16 protein-coding genes and 1 pseudogene are annotated in these 19,884 nt (G+C 66.4%); 5 read left to right on the plus strand and 12 right to left on the minus strand.

Annotation, left to right across the window (positions count from 1 at the left end; all coding sequences use genetic code 11):
* Positions 1-128: 128 nt before the first annotated feature.
* The 3 genes from ACFZCP_RS41200 to ACFZCP_RS41210 all read left to right on the plus strand — a co-directional run bounded on the left by ACFZCP_RS41200 (position 129) and on the right by ACFZCP_RS41210 (position 3,588).
* Entirely contained in the window at positions 129-806 is a 678-nt protein-coding gene (locus tag ACFZCP_RS41200; RefSeq protein ID WP_391441195.1) for a DUF3105 domain-containing protein, read from the plus strand.
* Positions 803-1,435, plus strand: coding sequence for a DUF305 domain-containing protein (locus ACFZCP_RS41205; protein ID WP_391441198.1), 633 nt, complete (start codon positions 803-805; stop codon positions 1,433-1,435). Before ACFZCP_RS41200 ends, ACFZCP_RS41205 begins: the two co-directional genes overlap by 4 nt.
* A 209-nt stretch (positions 1,436-1,644) precedes the next feature.
* Entirely contained in the window at positions 1,645-3,588 is a 1,944-nt protein-coding gene (locus ACFZCP_RS41210; RefSeq protein ID WP_391441200.1) for a protease pro-enzyme activation domain-containing protein, read from the plus strand.
* Positions 3,589-3,688: 100 nt separating this feature from the next.
* Here ACFZCP_RS41210 and ACFZCP_RS41215 read toward each other — a convergent pair whose 3' ends face one another.
* A complete protein-coding gene (locus ACFZCP_RS41215; RefSeq protein ID WP_391441204.1) occupies positions 3,689-4,492 on the minus strand; it encodes a HEAT repeat domain-containing protein in 804 nt (267 codons plus the stop codon).
* A gap of 195 nt (positions 4,493-4,687) precedes the next feature.
* The gene (locus tag ACFZCP_RS41220; protein WP_391441208.1) at positions 4,688-5,872 is read right to left on the minus strand and encodes a globin domain-containing protein; all 1,185 of its coding nucleotides are present in this window, start codon (positions 5,870-5,872) and stop codon (positions 4,688-4,690) included.
* A gap of 306 nt (positions 5,873-6,178) precedes the next feature.
* Between ACFZCP_RS41220 and ACFZCP_RS41225 the strand changes: the two genes are divergently transcribed.
* Positions 6,179-7,540: a glutamine synthetase beta-grasp domain-containing protein gene (locus ACFZCP_RS41225; protein ID WP_391441318.1), complete on the plus strand. Its 1,362-nt coding sequence runs from the start codon at positions 6,179-6,181 to the stop codon at positions 7,538-7,540.
* Between the two features lie 287 nt (positions 7,541-7,827).
* Here the strand turns inward: ACFZCP_RS41225 and ACFZCP_RS41230 are convergent, their stop codons facing one another.
* The 9 genes and pseudogenes from ACFZCP_RS41230 to ACFZCP_RS41270 all read right to left on the minus strand — a co-directional run bounded on the left by ACFZCP_RS41230 (position 7,828) and on the right by ACFZCP_RS41270 (position 15,386).
* Positions 7,828-8,067, minus strand: coding sequence for a hypothetical protein (locus ACFZCP_RS41230; protein ID WP_391441211.1), 240 nt, complete (start codon positions 8,065-8,067; stop codon positions 7,828-7,830).
* A gap of 89 nt (positions 8,068-8,156) precedes the next feature.
* Entirely contained in the window at positions 8,157-8,990 is an 834-nt protein-coding gene (locus tag ACFZCP_RS41235) for a zeta toxin family protein (protein WP_391441216.1), read from the minus strand.
* A 118-nt stretch (positions 8,991-9,108) separates the two neighbouring features.
* The gene (locus ACFZCP_RS41240; RefSeq protein ID WP_391441222.1) at positions 9,109-9,438 is read right to left on the minus strand and encodes a tyrosine-type recombinase/integrase; all 330 of its coding nucleotides are present in this window, start codon (positions 9,436-9,438) and stop codon (positions 9,109-9,111) included.
* The gene (locus tag ACFZCP_RS41245; protein WP_391441225.1) at positions 9,332-10,393 is read right to left on the minus strand and encodes a tyrosine-type recombinase/integrase; all 1,062 of its coding nucleotides are present in this window, start codon (positions 10,391-10,393) and stop codon (positions 9,332-9,334) included. Before ACFZCP_RS41245 ends, ACFZCP_RS41240 begins: the two co-directional genes overlap by 107 nt.
* Positions 10,394-10,473: 80 nt before the next feature.
* Positions 10,474-10,722, minus strand: a complete 249-nt coding sequence (locus ACFZCP_RS41250) for a helix-turn-helix domain-containing protein (RefSeq protein ID WP_391441229.1) — start codon at positions 10,720-10,722, stop codon at positions 10,474-10,476.
* A gap of 600 nt (positions 10,723-11,322) precedes the next feature.
* Positions 11,323-12,279: pseudogene (locus ACFZCP_RS41255) on the minus strand (ATP-binding protein); the annotation flags it as partial.
* Between the two features lie 296 nt (positions 12,280-12,575).
* Entirely contained in the window at positions 12,576-13,472 is an 897-nt protein-coding gene (locus tag ACFZCP_RS41260; RefSeq protein ID WP_391441232.1) for a DUF4231 domain-containing protein, read from the minus strand.
* A gap of 2 nt (positions 13,473-13,474) precedes the next feature.
* Positions 13,475-14,005: a TIR domain-containing protein gene (locus ACFZCP_RS41265; RefSeq protein WP_391441321.1), complete on the minus strand. Its 531-nt coding sequence runs from the start codon at positions 14,003-14,005 to the stop codon at positions 13,475-13,477.
* A 244-nt stretch (positions 14,006-14,249) separates the two neighbouring features.
* Positions 14,250-15,386, minus strand: a complete 1,137-nt coding sequence (locus ACFZCP_RS41270) for a hypothetical protein (RefSeq protein ID WP_391441235.1) — start codon at positions 15,384-15,386, stop codon at positions 14,250-14,252.
* Positions 15,387-15,838: 452 nt separating this feature from the next.
* Here ACFZCP_RS41270 and ACFZCP_RS41275 point away from each other — a divergent pair, with 452 nt between their 5' ends.
* The gene (locus ACFZCP_RS41275; protein WP_391441237.1) at positions 15,839-18,340 is read left to right on the plus strand and encodes a hypothetical protein; all 2,502 of its coding nucleotides are present in this window, start codon (positions 15,839-15,841) and stop codon (positions 18,338-18,340) included.
* Between the two features lie 1,023 nt (positions 18,341-19,363).
* Here the strand turns inward: ACFZCP_RS41275 and ACFZCP_RS41280 are convergent.
* Positions 19,364-19,705, minus strand: coding sequence for a hypothetical protein (locus ACFZCP_RS41280; protein ID WP_391441240.1), 342 nt, complete (start codon positions 19,703-19,705; stop codon positions 19,364-19,366).
* Positions 19,706-19,884: the final 179 nt, after the last annotated feature.

Below are 19,884 nucleotides of genomic sequence, written 5' to 3' on the forward strand. Positions count from 1 at the left end.
AGGTAATGCGCATCCGTGGTTCAAAACCGTCCCGGCTGTGACGCCCTCCCTACGGCACAGGACACCGTGCCCACTACGATCAGCGGGCCCCACCCTTCATGTCCCTTTTCCCCAGAAGGACTGGCCTCATGGGTTCCGCGAAGAACAGCAGCAGCGCCGAGCGCAAGGCGCGCATAGAAGAGATGCGGCGCACCGAGCGCGCCCGCGAGCGCCGCAACCGGGTGCTCGTCGTCGCGGCCAGCGTCGTGGTCGTCGCCGGTCTCGTCGTCGGCGGTGTGGTCCTGGTGAACTCCCAGTCGGACAAGAAGGACTCGACGGTGAGCGGCGACGCCAAGAGCGCCGGGGACTCAGGGCACTTCACCACCGGCAAGGACGGGGTGAAGACCTGGTCCGGCAAGCTGGCGCGGACCCATGTGACGACCAGGGTGTCGTACCCGATGCACCCGCCGGTGGGCGGCAACCACAACCCGGTGTGGCTCAACTGCAACGGCGACGTCTACGCCGAGCCGGTGCAGGACGAGAACGCCGTGCACGCGCTGGAGCACGGCGCGGTCTGGGTGACGTACACCGGCAAGGCGGCCAAGGCGGACATCGACGCGCTCGCGGCCAAGGTGAAGAAGACCCCGTACTCGCTGATGAGCCCCTACGAGAACCAGGACGCCCCGCTGATCCTGTCGGCCTGGGGCCATCAGGTGGCCGTGAAGAGCGCGAGCGACCCCGAGGTGAACAAGTTCTTCGCGACCTATGTGCAGGGGCAGCAGACGCCCGAGCCGGGCGCCTCGTGCACCGGCGGGGCGATGAAGTGAGGCGGCAGCACATCGGCTGGGTGGCGGGCGCCGCGGCGGCGGCGCTCGTCGCGGCCGGGGCGATCACGTACGCGGTCGCCGAGGAGGGCGGCGGATCGGGCCCGAAGACGCCCACGGCCGAGTCGGCCGACGCCGGGTTCGCGCGGGACATGGCCGTCCATCACCAGCAGGCCGTCGAGATGTCGTACATCGTGCGGGACCGTACGAAGAACGAGGAGGTCCGGCGCCTCGCCTACGACATCGCGCAGACGCAGGCCAACCAGCGCGGGATGCTGATCGGCTGGCTGGATCTGTGGGGGCTGCCGAAGGTGTCGGCCGATCCGCCGATGACCTGGATGGGCATGGGCGACATGGCCTCCGGCAAGGACGGCGCGCTGATGCCGGGCATGGCGACCGACACCGAGATGAAGAAGCTCGGCACGCTGAACGGCAAGCAGGCGGAGATCTTCTATCTCCAGCTGATGACGGACCATCACAAGGGCGGCATCCACATGGCCGAGGGGTGTGCCGCCAAGTGCACCGTCGGCGTGGAGAAGAGGCTCGCGCAGGGCATGGTGGACGCGCAGCAGTCGGAGATCGAGCTGATGGCCGGCATGCTCAAGGAACGCGGCGCGCAGGCCCGTTCCTGACGCCTCGCACGGACGAAAGCGTCAAAACCCCTCACCTGAACGTTCCTTGGGTTTCTCTTGACCTTTGCGTTCCCCTGGCATGAACGGTTCATCGAGAGAGTGGCCCCCATCTTGTGATCCATTCGCGGGTCGACGCCGCCGCGGGCCCGCGCCCGGATCCATGACGTACCGACCACTACATGCATGCGAACCGCATCGCAGGGGGTTCTATGAGATCCAACCGTGCCAAGGCGCGCGCCGGTGTGAGCATGGCAGCAACTCTGCCCATGATCGCCGGTGCTCTGGCGCTCGGCATACCCGCGGCGCACGCCGCGGACACCCCGGCCCGTGACGCGCTGGCGGGCACCAAGCCCGCGTGGGCCACGGCCAAGGCGGACAAGGGTTCCACCGCCGACGCCGCCCGGGTGAACGCCCGGGTCTACCTGGCCGGCCGGGACCGGGCCGGACTCGCCGCCTACGCCAAGGCCGTGTCCGACCCCAGCTCGCCGTCGTACGGCAAGTACCTGAGCCCCAAGAAGGCCCAGGCCCGCTTCGGTGCCACCAAGGCCCAGGTGGCGGCGGTCAAGTCCTGGCTGAAGTCGGCCGGACTGCAGGTCACCGAGGTCACCGAGCACTACGTCGCCGTCTCCGGTGACGTGGCCGCCGCCGAGAAGGCGTTCGGCACCCAGCTGCACAACTTCACCAAGGGCGGGAAGACCTACCGCGCTCCCGCGAAGACCGCGTCCGCACCGGCCGGTCTGAAGGGCGCCGTCCTCACCGTCACCGGCCTGGACAGCGCGCCGCACAAGTCGAACCACGACGACCAGCTGCCGCCGCCGGACGCCGTGTTCAAGAACGCCGGGCCGTTCTCCTCGTACTACGGCTCGAAGACCGCCACCACCCTCCCGGACGCCTACGGCCAGAAGATCCCGTACGCGGTCAAGGGGTACACCGGCAAGCAGCTGCGCTCCGTCTACGGCGCCGGCAAGTACACCGGCAAGCACGTCCGCGTCGCCATCACGGACGCGTACGCCTCGCCGACCATCGCCTTCGACGCGGGCAAGTACGCGCTGAAGAACGGTGACGCGGCCTGGAAGACCGGCCAGCTGCACCAGGCGCTGCCGAACACCTACACCAAGACCAAGGAGTGCGGCGCGGCCGGCTGGTACGGCGAGGAGACCCTCGACGTCGAGGCCGTGCACGCCGTCGCGCCGGACGCCGATGTCACCTACGTGGGCGCCGCGTCCTGCTACGACGACGATCTGCTCGACTCGCTCAGCAAGGTCGTCGACAACCACCTGGCCGACATCGTCTCCAACTCGTGGGGCGACATCGAGGCCAACCAGACGCCGGATCTCGCGGCCGCCTACGACCAGGTCTTCCAGCTGGGCGCGGTCCAGGGCATCGGCTTCTACTTCTCCTCCGGCGACGACGGCGACCAGGTCGCCAAGTCCGGGACGAAGCAGGTCGACACCCCGGCCAACTCGGCGTGGGTGACGGCGGTCGGTGGTACCTCGCTGGCCGTCGGCGAGGGCGACAAGTACCAGTGGGAGACCGGCTGGGGCACCGAGAAGGCGACCCTGTCGGCCGACGGCAAGAGCTGGCAGGGCTTCCCCGGCGCCTTCACCTCGGGCGCGGGCGGCGGCACCAGCAAGAACGTCCCGCAGCCGTACTACCAGAAGGGCGTCGTGCCGAAGGCGCTGGCCACGGCCAACAACGCCGCCGGCAACCGCGTCGTCCCGGACATCGCGGCCATCGCCGACCCGAACACCGGCTTCCTGGTGGGTCAGACCCAGACCTTCCCGGACGGCTCCGAGCAGTACAGCGAGTACCGCATCGGCGGCACCTCGCTGGCCGCCCCGGTGATCGCGGCGGTCCAGGCGCTGGCCCAGGAGGCGGGCGGCGGCAAGGCGATCGGTTTCGCCAACCCGACGATCTACTCCAAGTACGGCAAGAAGGGCGTGTTCCACGACGTCACGGACAACCCGACCGGCTCCGGCCTGGCGGTGGCCCGTATCGACTTCGTGAACGGCCTGGACGCCACCGGTGGCCTTGCGACCTCGGTCCGCAGCCTCGGCAAGGACAGCTCGCTGTCCGCGGTCAAGGGCTACGACGACGTCACCGGCGTGGGCTCGCCCGCGGACGGCTACGTCCAGTCGTACCGCGGCCACTGATCACAGCGCACGGCCAGGGGGCGCGGGGTGCTCAGCACCCCGCGCCCTCCCCTTTGCCCTCCCCTTCGAGCAGCTCCGGCCCGACGGGGAGCGACCTGAGTCAGGGATCGCTGCGGACCGTCTCCACCGCCTCGCGGACGTCCGGATGCGGGTCGTCGGCGAGGCTCTCCAGCAGCTCGGCGACGCCCGGGGTGGACCAGCGGCCGACGGCCCACACCAGGTTCTCCCGCACCCCGGGGTCGGGATGGCCGGCGAGGCGGCCCAGCGGGGCGAGCGGGCCCCGGCGCCGCATGCCGAACCAGTGCAGTGCCTCCCGCAGGGCGGCGGGATCACCCGGATCCCCGGCCGCCGCGACCCGCGCGAGCAGCACCCTCACCGGCGGCGGTGGACCGTCCAGCGGATGCGGCAGCCGCTCGCGCAGACGCCGCGAGCCGTACTCACCGCGCACCCGGCACCCCAGGCAGGTGCAGGGCCGCACGCCGTGCGCGTCCGGCCAGTAGCGCCATCCCGCGACCTGCGGCGCGGTGCGGATCCGGTGGACCTCGCGCGGCCCGATCGCCCGGGGCACGAAGACCTCCCAGCCGCGCGGATCCTCCAGCGCCCCGATCCGGCGCACCGCCTCGGCCGCGGTGACGGCCGCCTGGGCGCCCCGCGCCCGATCCCCGTAGCGCCCGACCAGTACGTCCTGGCCGTCGTCCAGCCGCACCTGGACCGCCACCAGCCCGCCCCGGCTGCCGGAGCGCGCCAGTTCACGCAGCCACTGGTGGGTGAGGGTGTACGACGGCAGCACCGGGAAGCAGAACACCCCGCGCACACCGCCCTGTCCGTGACTGACGGCACGGATGCCGGACCGCCGGACACGGGGTGCGTTCGCCGCCGAGGTCAGGTGCACGAACATCGCCATGGGGGGCATGTTAGGCCGCCCGGCCTGCGACCCGGGCGGCCTGGTCCGTGACCCGGGCGGGCGGCCTGCGACCTGGGGCGGCCTGGTCTGTGACCCGGGCGGTTCGGTCTGTGACCCGGGCGGGCGGCCGTTCGGCCCTGGCCTCGGTCCCTGTGCTCGGTTCCCGCGCTCGGTTCCTGTGCTCGGTTCCCGCGCTCAGTCCTGGGCCAGCCAGAGGTCCGGCCCGAAGACCTCGTAGTGGATGTCGGCCGCAGCCACACCCTTCCCGATCAGCTGGGTGCGCACCGCGCGCATGAAGGGCAGCGGGCCGCACAGGTACGCGCGCGTGCCGGGGTGCACGGCGATGCCGGTGAGGTCGACCAGGCCGGTGCGGGTGCCGGGCTCCGCGGCGTTTTCGTAGAAGAAGTGCACGCGGGCGTCCGGGAGTTCGGCGGCATACGTCTCGTGGTCGGTGCGCAGGGCGTGGTCGGCGGGGGAGCGGTCGCCGTGGACGACCGTGACCGGCGCGCGGTGGCCGTCGGCCGCGAGAGCGGCGAGCATCGCGACCATCGGGGTCACGCCGATGCCCGCGGAGGCGAGCAGGAGGGGCCGGTCGCCGGCGTCGCCGAGCACCAGTTCGCCGTACGGCTCGGACAGCTCCAGGACGTCGCCCTCGCGCACGCGCGCGTGGAGGTGGTGGGAGACCTCGCCGTCGGGCGCCGCGGTGCCGAGCACGCGCTTGACGCTGATCTGCCTGAGTGCCGGAGCCGGGGCCCCGGAGAGGCTGTACTGCCGTATCTGCCGGACCCCGTCGGGCAGGGCGGCGGCGACGGAGACGTACTGGCCGGCGCGGAAGCCGGCCACCGGGCCCCCGTCGGCCGGCCGCAGCCGGAAGGTGACGACGTCCGCGGTCTCGGGGATGCGCTCGACGACCTCCCACGGGCGCAGGCCGCGGCCGCCGCTCTCCTCGTACAGCCGCTTCTCGATGGCGATCAGGGCGTTCGCCATCAGCCAGTACACCTCGTCCCAGGCGGCTGCCACCTCGGGCGTGACGGCCTCGCCGAGGACCTCGGCGAGGGCGGCGAAGAGGTGCTCGTGGACCACGGGGTACTGCTCGGGTGCCACCCCGAGGGAGGCGTGCTTGTGCGCGATGCGGGCGAGCAGGGCGTCGGGCCGCCGGTCCGGGCGCTCCAGCAGCTGGGTGGCGAAGGCGGCGATGGAGCCGGCGAGGGCCTGCTTCTGGGCACCGGAGGCCTGGTTGCCGCGGTTGAAGAGGCCGCGCAGCAGTTCGGGGTGGGCGGCGAAGAGGCGGGCGTAGAAGCGCTCGGTGATCTCGCCGATCGCTGCGCCGACGGCCGGAAGGCTGGCGCGGACGGTGACTGCGGACTGCTCGGACAGCATCGGGGCTCCTCATGGCTCGACTGATCGGCACCGTATGAAAAGTTGCATCTTAGATGCAAATTAAATCGGGGTGGTCTCGCTCACGCAGGAAGCGGACCGGCCATTACGGATGTCGCTGCGAGCAGGCAAGATGGGCGACAGAGCAGTACACCTGTAGGACGCAAGGCGTTCAGGTCGAGGTCGGCCGGGCGATCAAGGTCCGCAACGCGCCCGAAACGGTGTTGTGGTGTGATGCTCAGGTGCCCGACCGCTTCCGGGGACACCCGGGGAATGGCGGCCTGACCAGCAAGGATGGGGAAGCTGAAGATGGACAAGCAGCAGGAGTTCGTGCTCCGCACCCTGGAGGAGCGCGACATCCGGTTCGTACGCCTCTGGTTCACGGACGTGCTGGGCTTCCTCAAGTCCGTCGCCGTGGCCCCCGCCGAACTGGAGCAGGCCTTCGACGAGGGCATCGGCTTCGACGGCTCCGCCATCGAGGGCTTCGCCCGTGTATACGAGTCCGACATGATCGCCAAGCCGGACCCGTCCACCTTCCAGGTCCTGCCGTGGCGCGCGGAGACCCCCGGCACCGCCCGCATGTTCTGCGACATCCTCATGCCGGACGGCTCCCCGTCCTTCGCGGACCCGCGCTACGTCCTCAAGCGCGCCCTGGCCCGCACCTCCGACCTGGGCTTCACCTTCTACACCCACCCCGAGATCGAGTTCTTCCTGCTGAAGGACCGCCCGCTGGACGGCACCCGCCCCACCCCGGCCGACAACTCGGGCTACTTCGACCACACCCCGACCAACGTCGGCATGGACTTCCGCCGCCAGGCGATCACCATGCTGGAGTCGATGGGCATCTCGGTCGAGTTCTCCCACCACGAGGGCGCCCCCGGCCAGCAGGAGATCGACCTCCGCTACGCCGACGCGCTCTCCACCGCGGACAACATCATGACGTTCCGCCTGGTCATGAAGCAGGTGGCCCTGGAGCAGGGCGTGCACGCGACGTTCATGCCGAAGCCTTTCTCCGAGCACCCGGGCTCCGGCATGCACACCCACCTCTCCCTCTTCGAGGGCGACCGCAACGCGTTCTACGAGTCCGGCGCGGAGTACCAGCTCTCCAAGGTCGGCCGCTCCTTCATCGCCGGCCTGCTCAAGCACGCGGCGGAGATCTCCGCGGTCACCAACCAGTGGGTGAACTCCTACAAGCGCATCTGGGGCGGCTCCGAGCGCACCGCGGGCGCCGGCGGCGAGGCCCCCTCCTACATCTGCTGGGGCCACAACAACCGCTCGGCCCTCGTCCGGGTCCCCATGTACAAGCCCGGCAAGACCGGCTCCGCGCGAGTGGAGGTCCGCTCCCTGGACTCCGGCGCGAACCCGTACCTGGCCTACGCCCTCCTGCTCGCCTCGGGCCTGAAGGGCATCGAGGAGGGCTACGAACTCCCGCCGGGAGCCGAGGACGACGTCTGGGCCCTCTCGGACGCCGAGCGCCGTGCGATGGGCATCGAGCCCCTGCCGCAGAACCTCGGCGAGGCCCTGACCCTGATGGAACGCAGCGACCTGGTCGCCGATACCCTCGGCGAGCACGTCTTCGACTTCTTCCTGCGCAACAAGCGCGCCGAGTGGCACGAGTACCGCTCGGAGGTCACGGCGTTCGAACTGCGGAAGAACCTGCCGGTGCTGTAGGGGCAGGTGAGAGGGGTTTCGGCTGAGACGAGCTGCTGAATCGTCGGGGCTAGCCATTTCCCGCGTCTGCCTCTTCGCGTCCGTCCTGGGCCGTGCCTGGGCCGTCGGGGACGGGAGGGTGGAAGCTTGCCGACGGCGGGCGCGAGACGCCGCCGTCGGCCCGGCTTTGGAGAGCCCGGGTAACCAAGTGTCCGCGCTGCGTGCGTCGCGGGCACCAAGTTGCAGGTTCATTTAAGCCGCAACAAAAGGCCCCTCCTGGCTGAGCGGGAGGGGCCTGTGGAGCTGTGTCAGAACACCTCGTGTGTCGTGCGGCGCTCCTTTGCCAGCTCGGCGCGCTTCGCCTCGATCTCAGGGCGCCTCGCCTCGCAAGCTAGCTTGACCTCATTGCGCTTGTCGCGCAGCGCAGCGCGCCAGGCCTTGCGGGCTTCCCGCTTTTCTTCATCGGTTCCGTGCGCGAGGGCGGCGGCGAGATCGTCATCGGCCTCTCGCAGCTTGATCTCGGCCTTGATCAGACTCTCTGGCAACATCTGCCGCCTCCTTCCGATCTGGTCACCCTACTGAATTCAACGATCGCTGTGTGATGCTTTATGCCACACGCGGGCGATTCTTGTCGAGGCTACGGGGCGAATGCCCAGTCGTCAGTCCTCGCAACCGTGCTGAGCTCGCCGTCGCTGCTTGTGTCCACGATGATCCAGGAAGGTACATCCCAGTTACCGTCCTTGATCGCGTCAACTACGGTCTGTACATCCACAGCGGCGGACTCGATGACCCTCTGTGGAACCCGTCGGCCGGTCTCGATGGCGCGCCGCTTCATGCGATCGATCGCGACGTCGACATTGCAGACCGCGACTAGCATATGGACCTTCCGGCCGACGGCGGACCAGTCCCTTATGTAATCAGCCATGTGAGCGGGTCGACCAATACTGTCGATCGCGACGTCGGCTGTGCACTTCCTTGCGCGTGGATGGTCGCCCTCGTAAGTGATGTAGCAGGCTTCTTCGTGAACAACCGATGCACCCAAGCCTGAGGCGTACTCAGGCAGCGCTGCGCCAACGTCGTCTGCGCAGAGGGTCACAAGACTGTATTGCGAAGTTCCGTGCGCCGTTTGGTACTTGCGAGCGAGTGGAACGAGTTGGGATGTTTTGCCGGCACCTGGAATGCCTGAAAGTATGAAGACGCTCGCTTGCTGGCTGCGGGCCTTGGGGTCAGGGAGCCTGACTCGTGCTGACGTTTGGTCAGGGAGTCTATCGTCGTGCCAGATTTCCTCGTGCCTGTAGACATCTTCCGTTCCCACGATGTCAGGTTCGGTAATTGATTCTAGCTTTGCGTGGAGACCCGGGATGAGGTCGCACATCTTCGCCACTCGGGGCTCGTTCTGCCACCAAGTCTGCTCGTATTCTTCGATGTCCTGCTCAAGGATCAGATAGAGCAGCTCGTCGTTTTCGTTCATGCTGCTCCCCTGCGCTTCTCGGGCCCCCTACCCTCCTACATGTCAATGGTCACGCGGCTGAGTAGAGGCTGCCACTCGACTCCGCCCGCGTCGCAGACGGCGTCCGTTTCGTCGAGCTCTACGCTTCCGAGCGCTGGTCAGCGTCGCCCAACTGAAGGGGCCCGTTGTCGGCTCCCGTGCTCTGGTACAAGCGGTCTGCGGCCTTCCTTGCCCGCGCGTCGCTGTTTGGCATCAGATGGGTGTAAATCCGCAAAGTGAACCCCGGATCGCTGTGTCCGAGGTACTGACTCAGTGCCTTGACGTTCTCGCCGGCGTCCAGCAGTACCGAGGCGTAAAAGTGCCTAAGAGCGTGCATGCCGTGTTCGCGGGCGGCCTGGTGGCGCTTCCCAGGCCTCGGCTGGGGGATCACCCCCAGCTGCGACGAGGGCGGGTTTCCATGCGCGGTCATTGAAGTCGGTCCGCCGCACCGCACCCGCGCCATCGAGACGGGTGAACAGCAGCCGCTTCGTGACAGGCGGACCGCCTACCCGGAGCCATGGCAGGGTGATCTCTACCGGGGGGAACGCTTCCATGTGCTGCTTGAGGGCGTGCGCCACGCGGTCCGGCAAGGGGACGTCGCGGACCTTGCTCCGCTTCGGTGGGGCGAATACGAGCCCCTCCTTCGTCACCTTCACCTGATTCATGATGTGTAGCCATCCGGAGTCGAAGGCGATCTCATCGACGGGAAGCCCGAAAATCTCTCCTTGCCGGAGTCCGCATCCGCCTCCGAGGCCGACGGTCGCGCGGAAGCGCTCTGGCAGCGCTGCCCGTACGGCGAAGACCCGCTCTGCACTCCACGGCACAACGCGACCAGTGCCCGCAGCAGGCGGACGCACCGATTGTGCGTGGCATGGGTTCTTCGACAGGTGACCGTCGTCGACAGCCGCATTGAGGACCGTCGATACGTTGTTGTAGATCACGCGCCGGTACGACGACGCAGGTACAGCCCGTTCCAGGGCGCTGAGCCAGTCCCGGATGTGTTCGGGCTTGAACGAGCCGAGCGGTCGCGGTCCCAGGTAGGGGATCACGTGGCCGCGAATCGCGGACTCCACGGACTCTCGCGTGGTCATGTCGGTGGTCTGCGTGCTCAGCCACTTCTCGGCGTACTGACGGAAGGTCACCTTGCTGGCGGCAGGGTCCATGTACTGCCCCCGAGACATGTCCGCCTCGATGTGGACGAGCCACTGGTCAGCCAGCCGCTTCTGTCCGTCAGGGAATGACTTGCTCTTCTCGGTTCCGTCCGGGCCGATGTAGCGGGCTCGGTAGCGCAGGCCCGTTCCGTGGCGCTCGGTTCGTACGCGGCGGGGCTTGCTGTTGGCATCGGTTTCGGTCTTGTACCAGCGATCTTGGATGTGGCCAGCCATGCGGCGGCGGTCCTCTCTCGACATGCAGCAGGGAGAGCCGTCGCCAACGGCTCTCCCTGCTGTCTCTGGCGGGTGTTCAGCTACGCGGCGTTTCGGTCGGCGTCCTTGCGCTGGGTGACGTAGGCATGCACGTCGGCTGGGTCGTAGCGGAGGTGCTTGCCGATGCGGAAGCCGGGCGGGCCGGTCCGCTTCTTGCGCCACTGGTAGACGGTTTCGAGGGGCACCTCGAACGTCTCGGCGATGTCGTCGGGGGTGAGGTACCGGTCCGGGAGACCACCGCGGAGGATGGCGCGGGGGTCGGTCTCCTCAAGGACATGGGGCGGCGTCACTGTGTCCTCCGGGAGTTGGAGTCACATTGCTCTGAGTTCGGACTTATCGCGACTTAGAGCGGGTGGGAGGGGGTTTGAGTCGCGATGAGTCACGACTCAGACGAGTGTGATTCGAAGTGGTTGAGGGTGGTGCCGTTGTAGGTGGCCACCTGCCAGCCGTAGGGGTCGAAGGGCCCGCGTCTGTCCGAGGTGCGGGATTCTGCGTCATCGCGTCACGCACGTCATTTGTGGTTCTGACCTGCTGCTATGCGGTGACGCGGGCCGGTCGGGGCGTGTCACAGGGCGGGGCGGGGTTCTGTCACCCGCGACGCGGGTGACGCGGGATGACGTAGGTGTCGGCCGTCTGCGTCACCGATCTAGCCACAGGTCAGGGGCCGTTTTCTGGTCCGTGGTGACGCGGGTGACGCAGCGTCTCTTCTCTTAGGAAAAAGAAGAGGGGGGTGGTGTCTGTGGTGGTGCGGTTCGGCTCAGGACGTGAAGAAGGAGCCGCCTTGCGGCGCGACTTGTGCAGCGGCGGCAAGCCGCCGGAGCAGCAAGAGGAGCACGCGGGGCGGGGGGTGCTCCTCTTGCTTGTTCGGTGCGGCGCCGTGGTGGCGCGGGTCAGAACGCCGCTTCCTGCTCGTTCGCTGGCGGGAGGGGCGGGCGGGTCATCTCGATGTAGCGGGCGGAGCTGGTGCGGCCCCAGTCGATGAGGACGCCGCGTGCGGCGAGGGTCGGCTGTAGCCGCTTGAGCCGGTCGGAGAGGACCTTGCCCGTGGTGGGCCAGCCCTTGGGCAGGGGACGGCACTCCTCACCGCTGTAGAGGATGGTGAGGCAGTGCAGCCACTCCGATGACGTCATACGGACTTCCGCGCCCGCGTCGAGCCCGGCAGCGTGCTGCAGGACCGTCTGCGCCAGCAGGTCACCTTCGATGACGTCGTCGTTGAGGTCATCGAGGCTGGCCCGGTACGTGGCCAGCGAGCCGAAGCCGGTAGCCGCATCGAGCTGGGCGCACAGGTGGGCGAAGTCGGCCATCCGCAGGTCGGTGGGGGTGTCCGCCTGGGCGGCCCGCACCTTCACCGTCAGGTCCAGCAGGGAGCCGAGAACGACCGGCAGGATCTCCACGTACTCCGCCCACAGTTCCGCCTCGGTCCGCCGTACCCGGGGCCGCACGAGACGGAGCGGGAGGAGGCGTTCGGCGAGGTCGGGGCGGATGACGCCGACATCGATGCCGGTCAGGAGCATGGGGCGCCGGTAGCGGGAGCGGACGACGTCGCCGTCGGTGAACAGCGCGCGCTTGATGCTCTCGGCGCCGGTGACGATGCAGCACATGAGGTCGGACAGGTCCGGGGGCAGGTGGGAGAGGTTGTCCAGGGCGGTGACCCACCCGGCGGCGACGGCCGTGATCATGTTCTCCTCGTCCTTCGGCGCCCGCCGCAGGTCACCGCTCATCCCCTCGATGATCCGCACCAGCATCCGGCCGCCGGTGGACTTGCCCGCCCCCTGCGGGCCGGTGAGGAACGGTGCGGGGACGGGTACGGACGGTTCCAGGCAGCCGATGAGCCAGGCGATGGTCAGGCGCGGCCCGGCCCCCGGCCGGGCCTGCGCTCCTGTCTCCGCCCCGCTCCAGCCCGGCCGGCGCCCGTGCCGCGCGCACAGCAATCAGCCGCTTGACGCCAGAGAAGAAGGGGGCACGTCGTGGCTGGGGCGGTCGGCTCCGCGGCTTTACGGAGCCACTTTGGCGCGAGCCTCGAAGATCATGGCCCCAACGTCGTGCTTTACCGGGCAGGTCCACTACCTGCCCGACGCGCCGGAAGCTTACGGGCCATGATCACTCGCGCCAAAGCCGCTACACCGACCGATTGGCGTCTGCATCAAGTGGGTAGCGCTCCACGCGATGCCCGCCACATTGTGTGCTCTCGGCTAATCGCTTCCTCAGCATCTGAAGATTCGCGTGCCCAGACATCTTCCTCTTCGATGCTTTGGAGTCTGGCATACACTGTACTCAAATCGTTCGCGGCAAACTTATAAGCTCGAGCTAGCGCTTCGTACTGGCGAACCGCAAACCATGCTGAGCCTGCCCCCAGTAGTGCCGCTAGAACTCCAGGGAGATCAAAGTTAATGACGCCGCTCGCTTTAAGTAGAGCGGCTATGATCCCTGTTCCTTCGATCGAGATCAACGCTAAACGCCAACCGCGAGCTCGACTCGAATTGAACTTTGCCTTACTCGAGTACCATTTGAGTTGATCCTGAATGCGAGATTCAAGGTACACGCGCTTACGGAGCGGTAAATCCTTCTTCCTGAGAGCGCGCATGTGCTCGGTAACTCGCACAGGGTCTGATATCACTATGGAGTCCGCCGGAGCTTCATCGATGAGCTTTTGCACTTCCTGAATAAAACGCCTTTCAGTCTCCATGTCGGGAGAGGTGGAGATAAATGGTGCAGCCCCAACCGAGTAGCGCCAAGATAGCGTCTTAATCGATTCCGCCAAGGCTCGGCCGTCGTACCAGTCGCGTTCCGGGTTACGAGTAAGCAGCCAAAATTCCACCATCAGGGTCGCAATGAATGCGCTGGCGACGACGAGTGCCGCAAGATCCCATCTATCGCCGATCCCTATCCTGATAGTGGCAAACGCCGCTGCGGCAACAGCTAAGGTTAGCCTGATTTTTGTTGCCCTAATATAAACCCGCTGCCCCTGGATTGACACAGCATCAGCAGTACGAAAAAGTTCCGGAAGTTCGCTGTCTGTGAGTCGCGGTTCGGAGGTCACGGCTATACGCAAGTCCGGTTATGCGAGAACAGCAGGCGCTTATTATTTGGCATCACAGATTCTCGGGCAGAATAGGCAGTCTCGATCATTTCACTCAGTTGACTCACATCCCGCGGATAGTGATACCAGTGAGCATACGTGCGCCCGCCATAACCATCGGCAAGATTATCTGAAAGGCGGGGAGGCGCGGTTGGGGCCGCTGAAGCAGAAGGGAGAACGATGCCCATAAGGCCGCTTCGAGTGTTGCGGGCATCGTTACGGAGAGTTGATGCGATCTCCCAGTCGACGTAACGCCTCGCCCAAGTACATCTTCCGATCATCACGATAGTAACAGTGCTATCGCGAAGATACGATTCCCGCACTCGACGCATAATGTAATCACGATCAGTGCTTTGAATCACGTCGCCGGGCATTCCAGCGCCGATACCCCGCGCGATAAAACTGTCGCGAGCGTGGTCGAATCCTTGGATGAAACGAAGAACCTCGGATTCATCATTATGGTGGTACGAGATGAAGCATTTTCTGCGAGGCATCTGTCTACCCACCCCTAGAAAGACAGCACGTTTGCGTCCAGCGTAGAAGAGACTGGCAAGTTATGGGTGCCCTTGGGGGATCTTGGCGCCGAACAGGCGAACGATTTGCTAAATATGGCCACGTTCGCCCACTTATGGTTGAAGAGAGGCAAGGGAGGGGAGGGCGCCCCTTGCCCCTCGTCGGCGCTCCTGGCGCGTGCACGCGGATGCTCCAACAGGAAGAGCTCCAACCCGAAACCGGCGGCTACTTGGAAGCTTGTCTGAGAATCTTTAGGAACGTCTGAGCGGTGTCGCGATTTTCCCAAGCGGCCATTACGTGAGCCTCGATCTTCGGTATATCTTTAGCCACTGTACTGGTCCATAGATTGGGGTTGTATTCTTCTACACGCAGCATGTTGTCGACGTCGAATATCGGCCCCGTTCCCTTGGCGCGCACCAACACTACCGGCTTGTCCTCGGCCATTCGCATGCCAAGTTCGAAGAGCACATTCGGGTTATGCTCCGTCAGATCGGCAAGGACCAAGTCGGCATCCAGAAGTTCCGTCACAATCGTGGAATGAATGATGTCAGAACCCTGGCGGCGGGCAGTCGTGATCTCAAAACCGGCATTCGTTACGGCCGGCTTGAACAGTGCCTCGAATACTTCGTCGAAGAAACCAACGGCATGTGAATCATCTCGCTCCGAGAACGGCATGATTACGAAGCACGTTGGCGGATTTTCGGTATCGCCGACAGGAGGTGTAGCCGTGCCGGGTGTCTTGGATGCGGATTCTTCCAGAGTCGCTTGCAGCGTTTGACCGGATCCTCGTGCGCCTATTTCGAAGTCTGAACCGACTCCAATGAAGCGACAGTTCTTTTCAAACAAGTCGAGAAACTCGCTGTGGATTTCGGGTGGGAGGCCGAAACTCGTCTGAAGCGTGTTTGTGAGGAACCGCTCTTCGGGAAGTTTGGATCCGTTGAAGTGATCTACGATCCGGTGGAATATCTCTACTGAGAAGAATGCTTTGTACAAAGATTCACGTTCGTCCTCATGTGAGGACGGGTAAACGGCTTGCCTTCCCAGAGCGCTGAGCGTGATTTGTGGGCTGTCACGTGTACCGGAAGTTAGGCCGAAATCCCGCGAGGCTGCGGTTAGATAGAAGAAATTGCTACTTCCTTTGCCGACTCCAAGTGCCTTAGCGACTTGTTCCGGCGGCCATGGATTACCCCCGTTGTACTCTTTAAGTGCCTGAGGGACTCTAAGCGCTTCCTCTAGCGTCCTGCGCGGGTAGGGGCGGTTGATAGCCGCACTACGCGTCCTCTTGGGTTTCGTCTCGGAGCTGTCTCCCCCCGACAACCCGGTCTCTTGATCGATCTTTTCCTGCTCAGGTGCCTCACTCACAGATCCCCCCGGGGCGCGCCGTAACGGTTCCATTCTTGTAGCACCTACCTGCAGGTCGTGTCGCCCCGCCGAGCAAAGATGCTGGTCAATTGTCTGACCATGCCACGCAAAAACGAACTAGTGTTTGATTTCTTCAGGATCGCCCTCTTGAATGATACGTCAAATCCAAACTAATGTTTGATTTTGCATTATGGATTGGTTCCCTCCGAGGTGTCGCCACAGGGTCTTTCTCCGTGGCCTGATCGCGTCTCTTGCTCGCGCTTCGTGCACGTGTCACATATTCGGTTCGGGGGAGCAGGAAAGAGCTGTCGGCAAGATCCGCAAGAAGCGCCAGCGGTGCACCTTATGGCCGGCGCCACAGCGGTCGTGCGCCCCAAAGGTGCCCAAATGTGCCTGCTTCGGCTGGAGTTCAGCCTATTGCCCGGGCACCTCGTATCTGCGGTAATGACCGGATGGCGAAGTCTCGGGACGGCCGTGGCCGCTCCTCCCCCGCCCGGCACGCCGGGCTGTTCACCATGCTCAGCGCCGTGTCGGGGCTCACCACCGGAATCTTCCTCCCGCTGTTCCTGTACCTCATCGGCAGGACCCTGGAGGACAAATGGCCCCTTTGGTGCGTGGCCCTGCTCGCCCTCGGGGGCCTCGTCTGCCTGGTGTGGATGTTCAACTCAATGAGGACAAGCGCGCAAAACTCGCTGGTCCGACGGCTGGTCGGCCGGGACGTCAGGGAGGAGATGAAGGACGGCCAGTACGTCCTCTACCTCCGGCCCTTCGCCGTCGACGACATGCTGTCCGAGGCGGACCCGGCGGGCGGCGCCAATACCTGGACATCCTTGGCGTACCACTTCGGCTACGGCGATCTGGGCGTCCTTTATGACACCTGGGAGGCCCGGCTCACGCGGCTGTTCGGTCATTTCGGCACCGTGATCGCGGTGGGCCGCCCCTGGGAGTCCTTCCCTCCGCAGGGAGCCGGGCGTTTGTACGTCTCCGGGGCGGGGGATGCCTGGCAGCAGGAGGTCACCGAGGCGATCCACCGGGCCCGACTCGTGGTCCTCGTCGCCGGCATCGAACGGGACGCGGGCGGCGCCGAGGGCACGCTGTGGGAGTACACCGAGGCTGTGCGCCTGGTACCCCCGTCCCGCCTTGTGCTGCTTGTCTGCGGCGAGCCCAACGGCTATGAACGTTTCCGGGTGGCGGCCACCGAGTACTTCGCCAGGCGGGCTGAGGAACTTCGCGCGACCGGGACGGAGTTGCCGTCTCCACCCATCCTGCCCCCGTGCCCGCCGCTGCGACGTCCGTTGAAGGCGACCTCGGGGCTGCCTCTGCGCGGCGTGGTCCGCTTCGACACCGACTGGACGGCCGAGTTCGCGCCTCTCGACCCCACCGCCGAACGCGGCATGACCCAGCACACCCGGTGGCGGACGACTGTCCGCCACCAGGTCTATCCTCTGCTGAGCCGAGTCGAACGCGGGCTGCCGGGCAGGGCCGTGTTCCCCTGGACCTTCCGCTGGCACTGGCACGTCGTCGCGGCCGTGACCCTGGGAGTCGGTGTTCTGCTGACCGTCGTCGTCCCCGACCTCTGGGACCGCGCTCACCTCTCACAGAAGTGCGCTTTCGTCGGCGGCCTGCTCTCCGTGCTCGGGACGATGGCGCAGGTCACCGCTGTCCTGCGCGGCAAACGACGTGACACGGCGGAGATCCGGCTCCCTGACGCGGACCGGGAAGGGGCCCCGACGCGGCCCTCGGGTATCGCACGGTTCGTGACCCGGTACATCATGCGGTGGCCGGGACGCCTCGGGGTTGGCATCTGGGTTCTCCAGCGCTATCACGACGAGACCGGCGAGCCCCTGGACGCGGCCACCTTCCGCAGGCCGCTATGGGAGCCCCGCTCTTCGCGAAAGGAGTGGATCGACACCGTGTCCGCCGGGCGGGCGGTCGCGGGGCTAGGCAGCTGGGTCACGCTCCTGAAGGTCGTGGAAGCACCCACCGAACGGCTGCTCGCCCGAGCCGCCCACCGCCTGCGCTTCCTCGTCGTCCTTATCGTCAACAACGTCGTCGCCGGCTTCTACATGCGGACCGTCCGGGACGTGCTCGAAGTGACCGCCATGCACATCGGTCTCGCGATCTGGGTGATCGTCCGGGCGGTCCGGGACCGCAGACTCGTCCTGCGGATCTGCGAACGCCCGCGCCTCCCCCAGGACCTCAACCGCGAAGCGAACGTGCTGTACCTGCGGCCGCGCGGCGACGACGATCAACCGCGCTCCCTGTGGGGCGGGCCGCTAGAAAGCGACCTGGGCACGCTCTTCAATCCGGCGGGCTACTTCCGGGTCGTAGGCCCACCTCAGGAACTGACCCGGTTCACCAGCCTGTGGCATCTGCCCCTGCCGCCGGACGACTGGCAGACCACTCTCCTCGCAGCCCTCCCGCCGGCCCGCCTGGTGCTCATCCCCGCCGCCGGCACCGAGCCCGAGACCCTGTGGCAACTGACCGAGGCCGTGCGCCTCCTGCCACCTGCCCGGCTGTTGCTGGTCCTTCCAGCCGACACGGGAGCCGCGGAGGCGTACGACGCCTTCCGCGCGGCCGCCATCAAGGCGTTCACCCCACCGTCCAAAGCTGCACCCGACCGCTCCGGCGCCGGCTTCTGCCCGCACCTGCTACCCGCCGCGCTCCCTGGTCCGGCGGCGGAAGGACACCGTGAACCGGCGCTGCGGGGCCTGATCCGCTTCACGGAGGACTGGACACCGGTCCTGCTGTCCTTCGCCCCCACCGAGCCTCCCCCGGGAGAGACCTCGCAACGGGCGCGTCTACTGCACCTCCGCACACAGCTGGACAACTTGCTCACCGCCCTGCCACCGGCACCCTGTCACGAGACCGATCAGGCCGACCGGCTTACTCAGGAACGCCGGGACGACGGGGAACGACAGGAGCGCCCCCAGATCCACGAGTACGACAGCTGAACTGGACGCCTCACTCCACCGTGACCGACTTCGCCAGGTTCCGCGGCCGGTCCACCGTTCATCAGCCAGCGGCTCAGCAGGCACCGCGGTCGAGCACCCAGTCGAACATTTGGGACGGAGGGGTCGTGCCAGAACCGTGCCAAGTCGTGCGGGGAACCACGGGGAATGGCGGGGACCAGGTCGTCGGCCAGCCAGCCGCCGTAACCGCTCCACCACAGGTCAGCCAAGCAAGCGCCCATAGAAGACCTAAGCTTCCCAAGCTGATGGCTTCGCTGTGCGCCCACGCGCACCAGTCCTACTTTTCACGCGCCTTCTATCCCCGCAGGAACCGGGCCACGGTGCCTAGAGCTTCACGTACTAGTGTCGAGACCGGAGGTGCGAAGCAGCATGGCGAAGTGTGGCGCGCCAACTAAAGCGGGAGGGCGATGCCAGCGGACGGTGGTGACTGGCACCTCCCGGTGCCCGGCGCATCAGGGACCGTGGTCTGCGTACGGCGTGGCCCAGCGCAAAGAGAAGGAAGCCAAGGAGAAAAAGCGCAAGATCCGCAAGAAGCGCTAGCTCCCGTTGACATCCGCGGGTGACATCAACGATGCCGGACGTGGGCACTCGTGCACGGCTAGCCATGTTGGGCGCGATCACGCAGGGACGCGGCCGGTCCGCGCTTGGATCGAACTCCCAAAGCGGCGCTCATCCGTGGGTGGTCCCGGCCGGGACACCCTGCCACCATCTGTACAGGCGCAGCGCAGCCGTGGCGGCTACAAGTCCTGTCCCATGTGTCCGACTGTCCGGTTGGAGCTCTGGCCTGCACAAATGGCTGGGACAGCTAGATTGGCAGGTGTCCCAGCTGTCCGCCCTGAGTGCAGGGCTGCAACACACCTGGGTATTGCAGCCTCTTCGACGCAGCAACCTCCGTCGCGCCGCAGCGACTGCGGATGACCTCCCACCTCGTCCCCGCGCACGTGTGAGGAGCGTGTGGCCAGTCGAGATCAAGTGGCCCCCACGCCTCACTCGCAGGTCAGAGCTTCAAAACGGCGGGCCATCAGCATGCTCTCCGGTAACCCGGTCGCAGGCGGCCAGGATGGGCAGGTGGTGGCGGAGCAGGATCCGAGGGCGGTGGATGCGGCGATGCCGCAGCGAGCTGCCACGCTCGCCGTCGGCGAGACTGCGGCGGATCAGCAGGGCGTCGTCGAAACCGTCGTTGCTGACGCCGGGCAGCGGGACCAGGGCCCAGGCGTATTCGCGCAGGCCGTGGGCGCCTTCCCCGGCGGAGCGGATCTCCCAGGCATGCTCCGGCAGGAGCGCCGAGACGGTGCGGGCGTTTTGCCCGCGCGGCCCGCATCGATGCTTGTAGGCGATCGCCAGCACGTAGCTCAGGCGCTGCTCGGCCAGCCAGCAGCGCAGAACCGGGCGACGAATCAGGCGCAGTCGTCGGTTAGTACTGCAGCCGCAGAAACCGCCGTGGGTCGAACCACTGATGCCGCGAGGGGCGCATTGAAGCACAGTGGGGCGCGCCGGAAGCAAACAATGCCCCTAGTGAATAAGCC

Origin of the sequence: Streptomyces sp. NPDC007971, from assembly GCF_042958635.1 — a bacterium.
Taxonomy (GTDB): domain Bacteria; phylum Actinomycetota; class Actinomycetes; order Streptomycetales; family Streptomycetaceae; genus Streptomyces.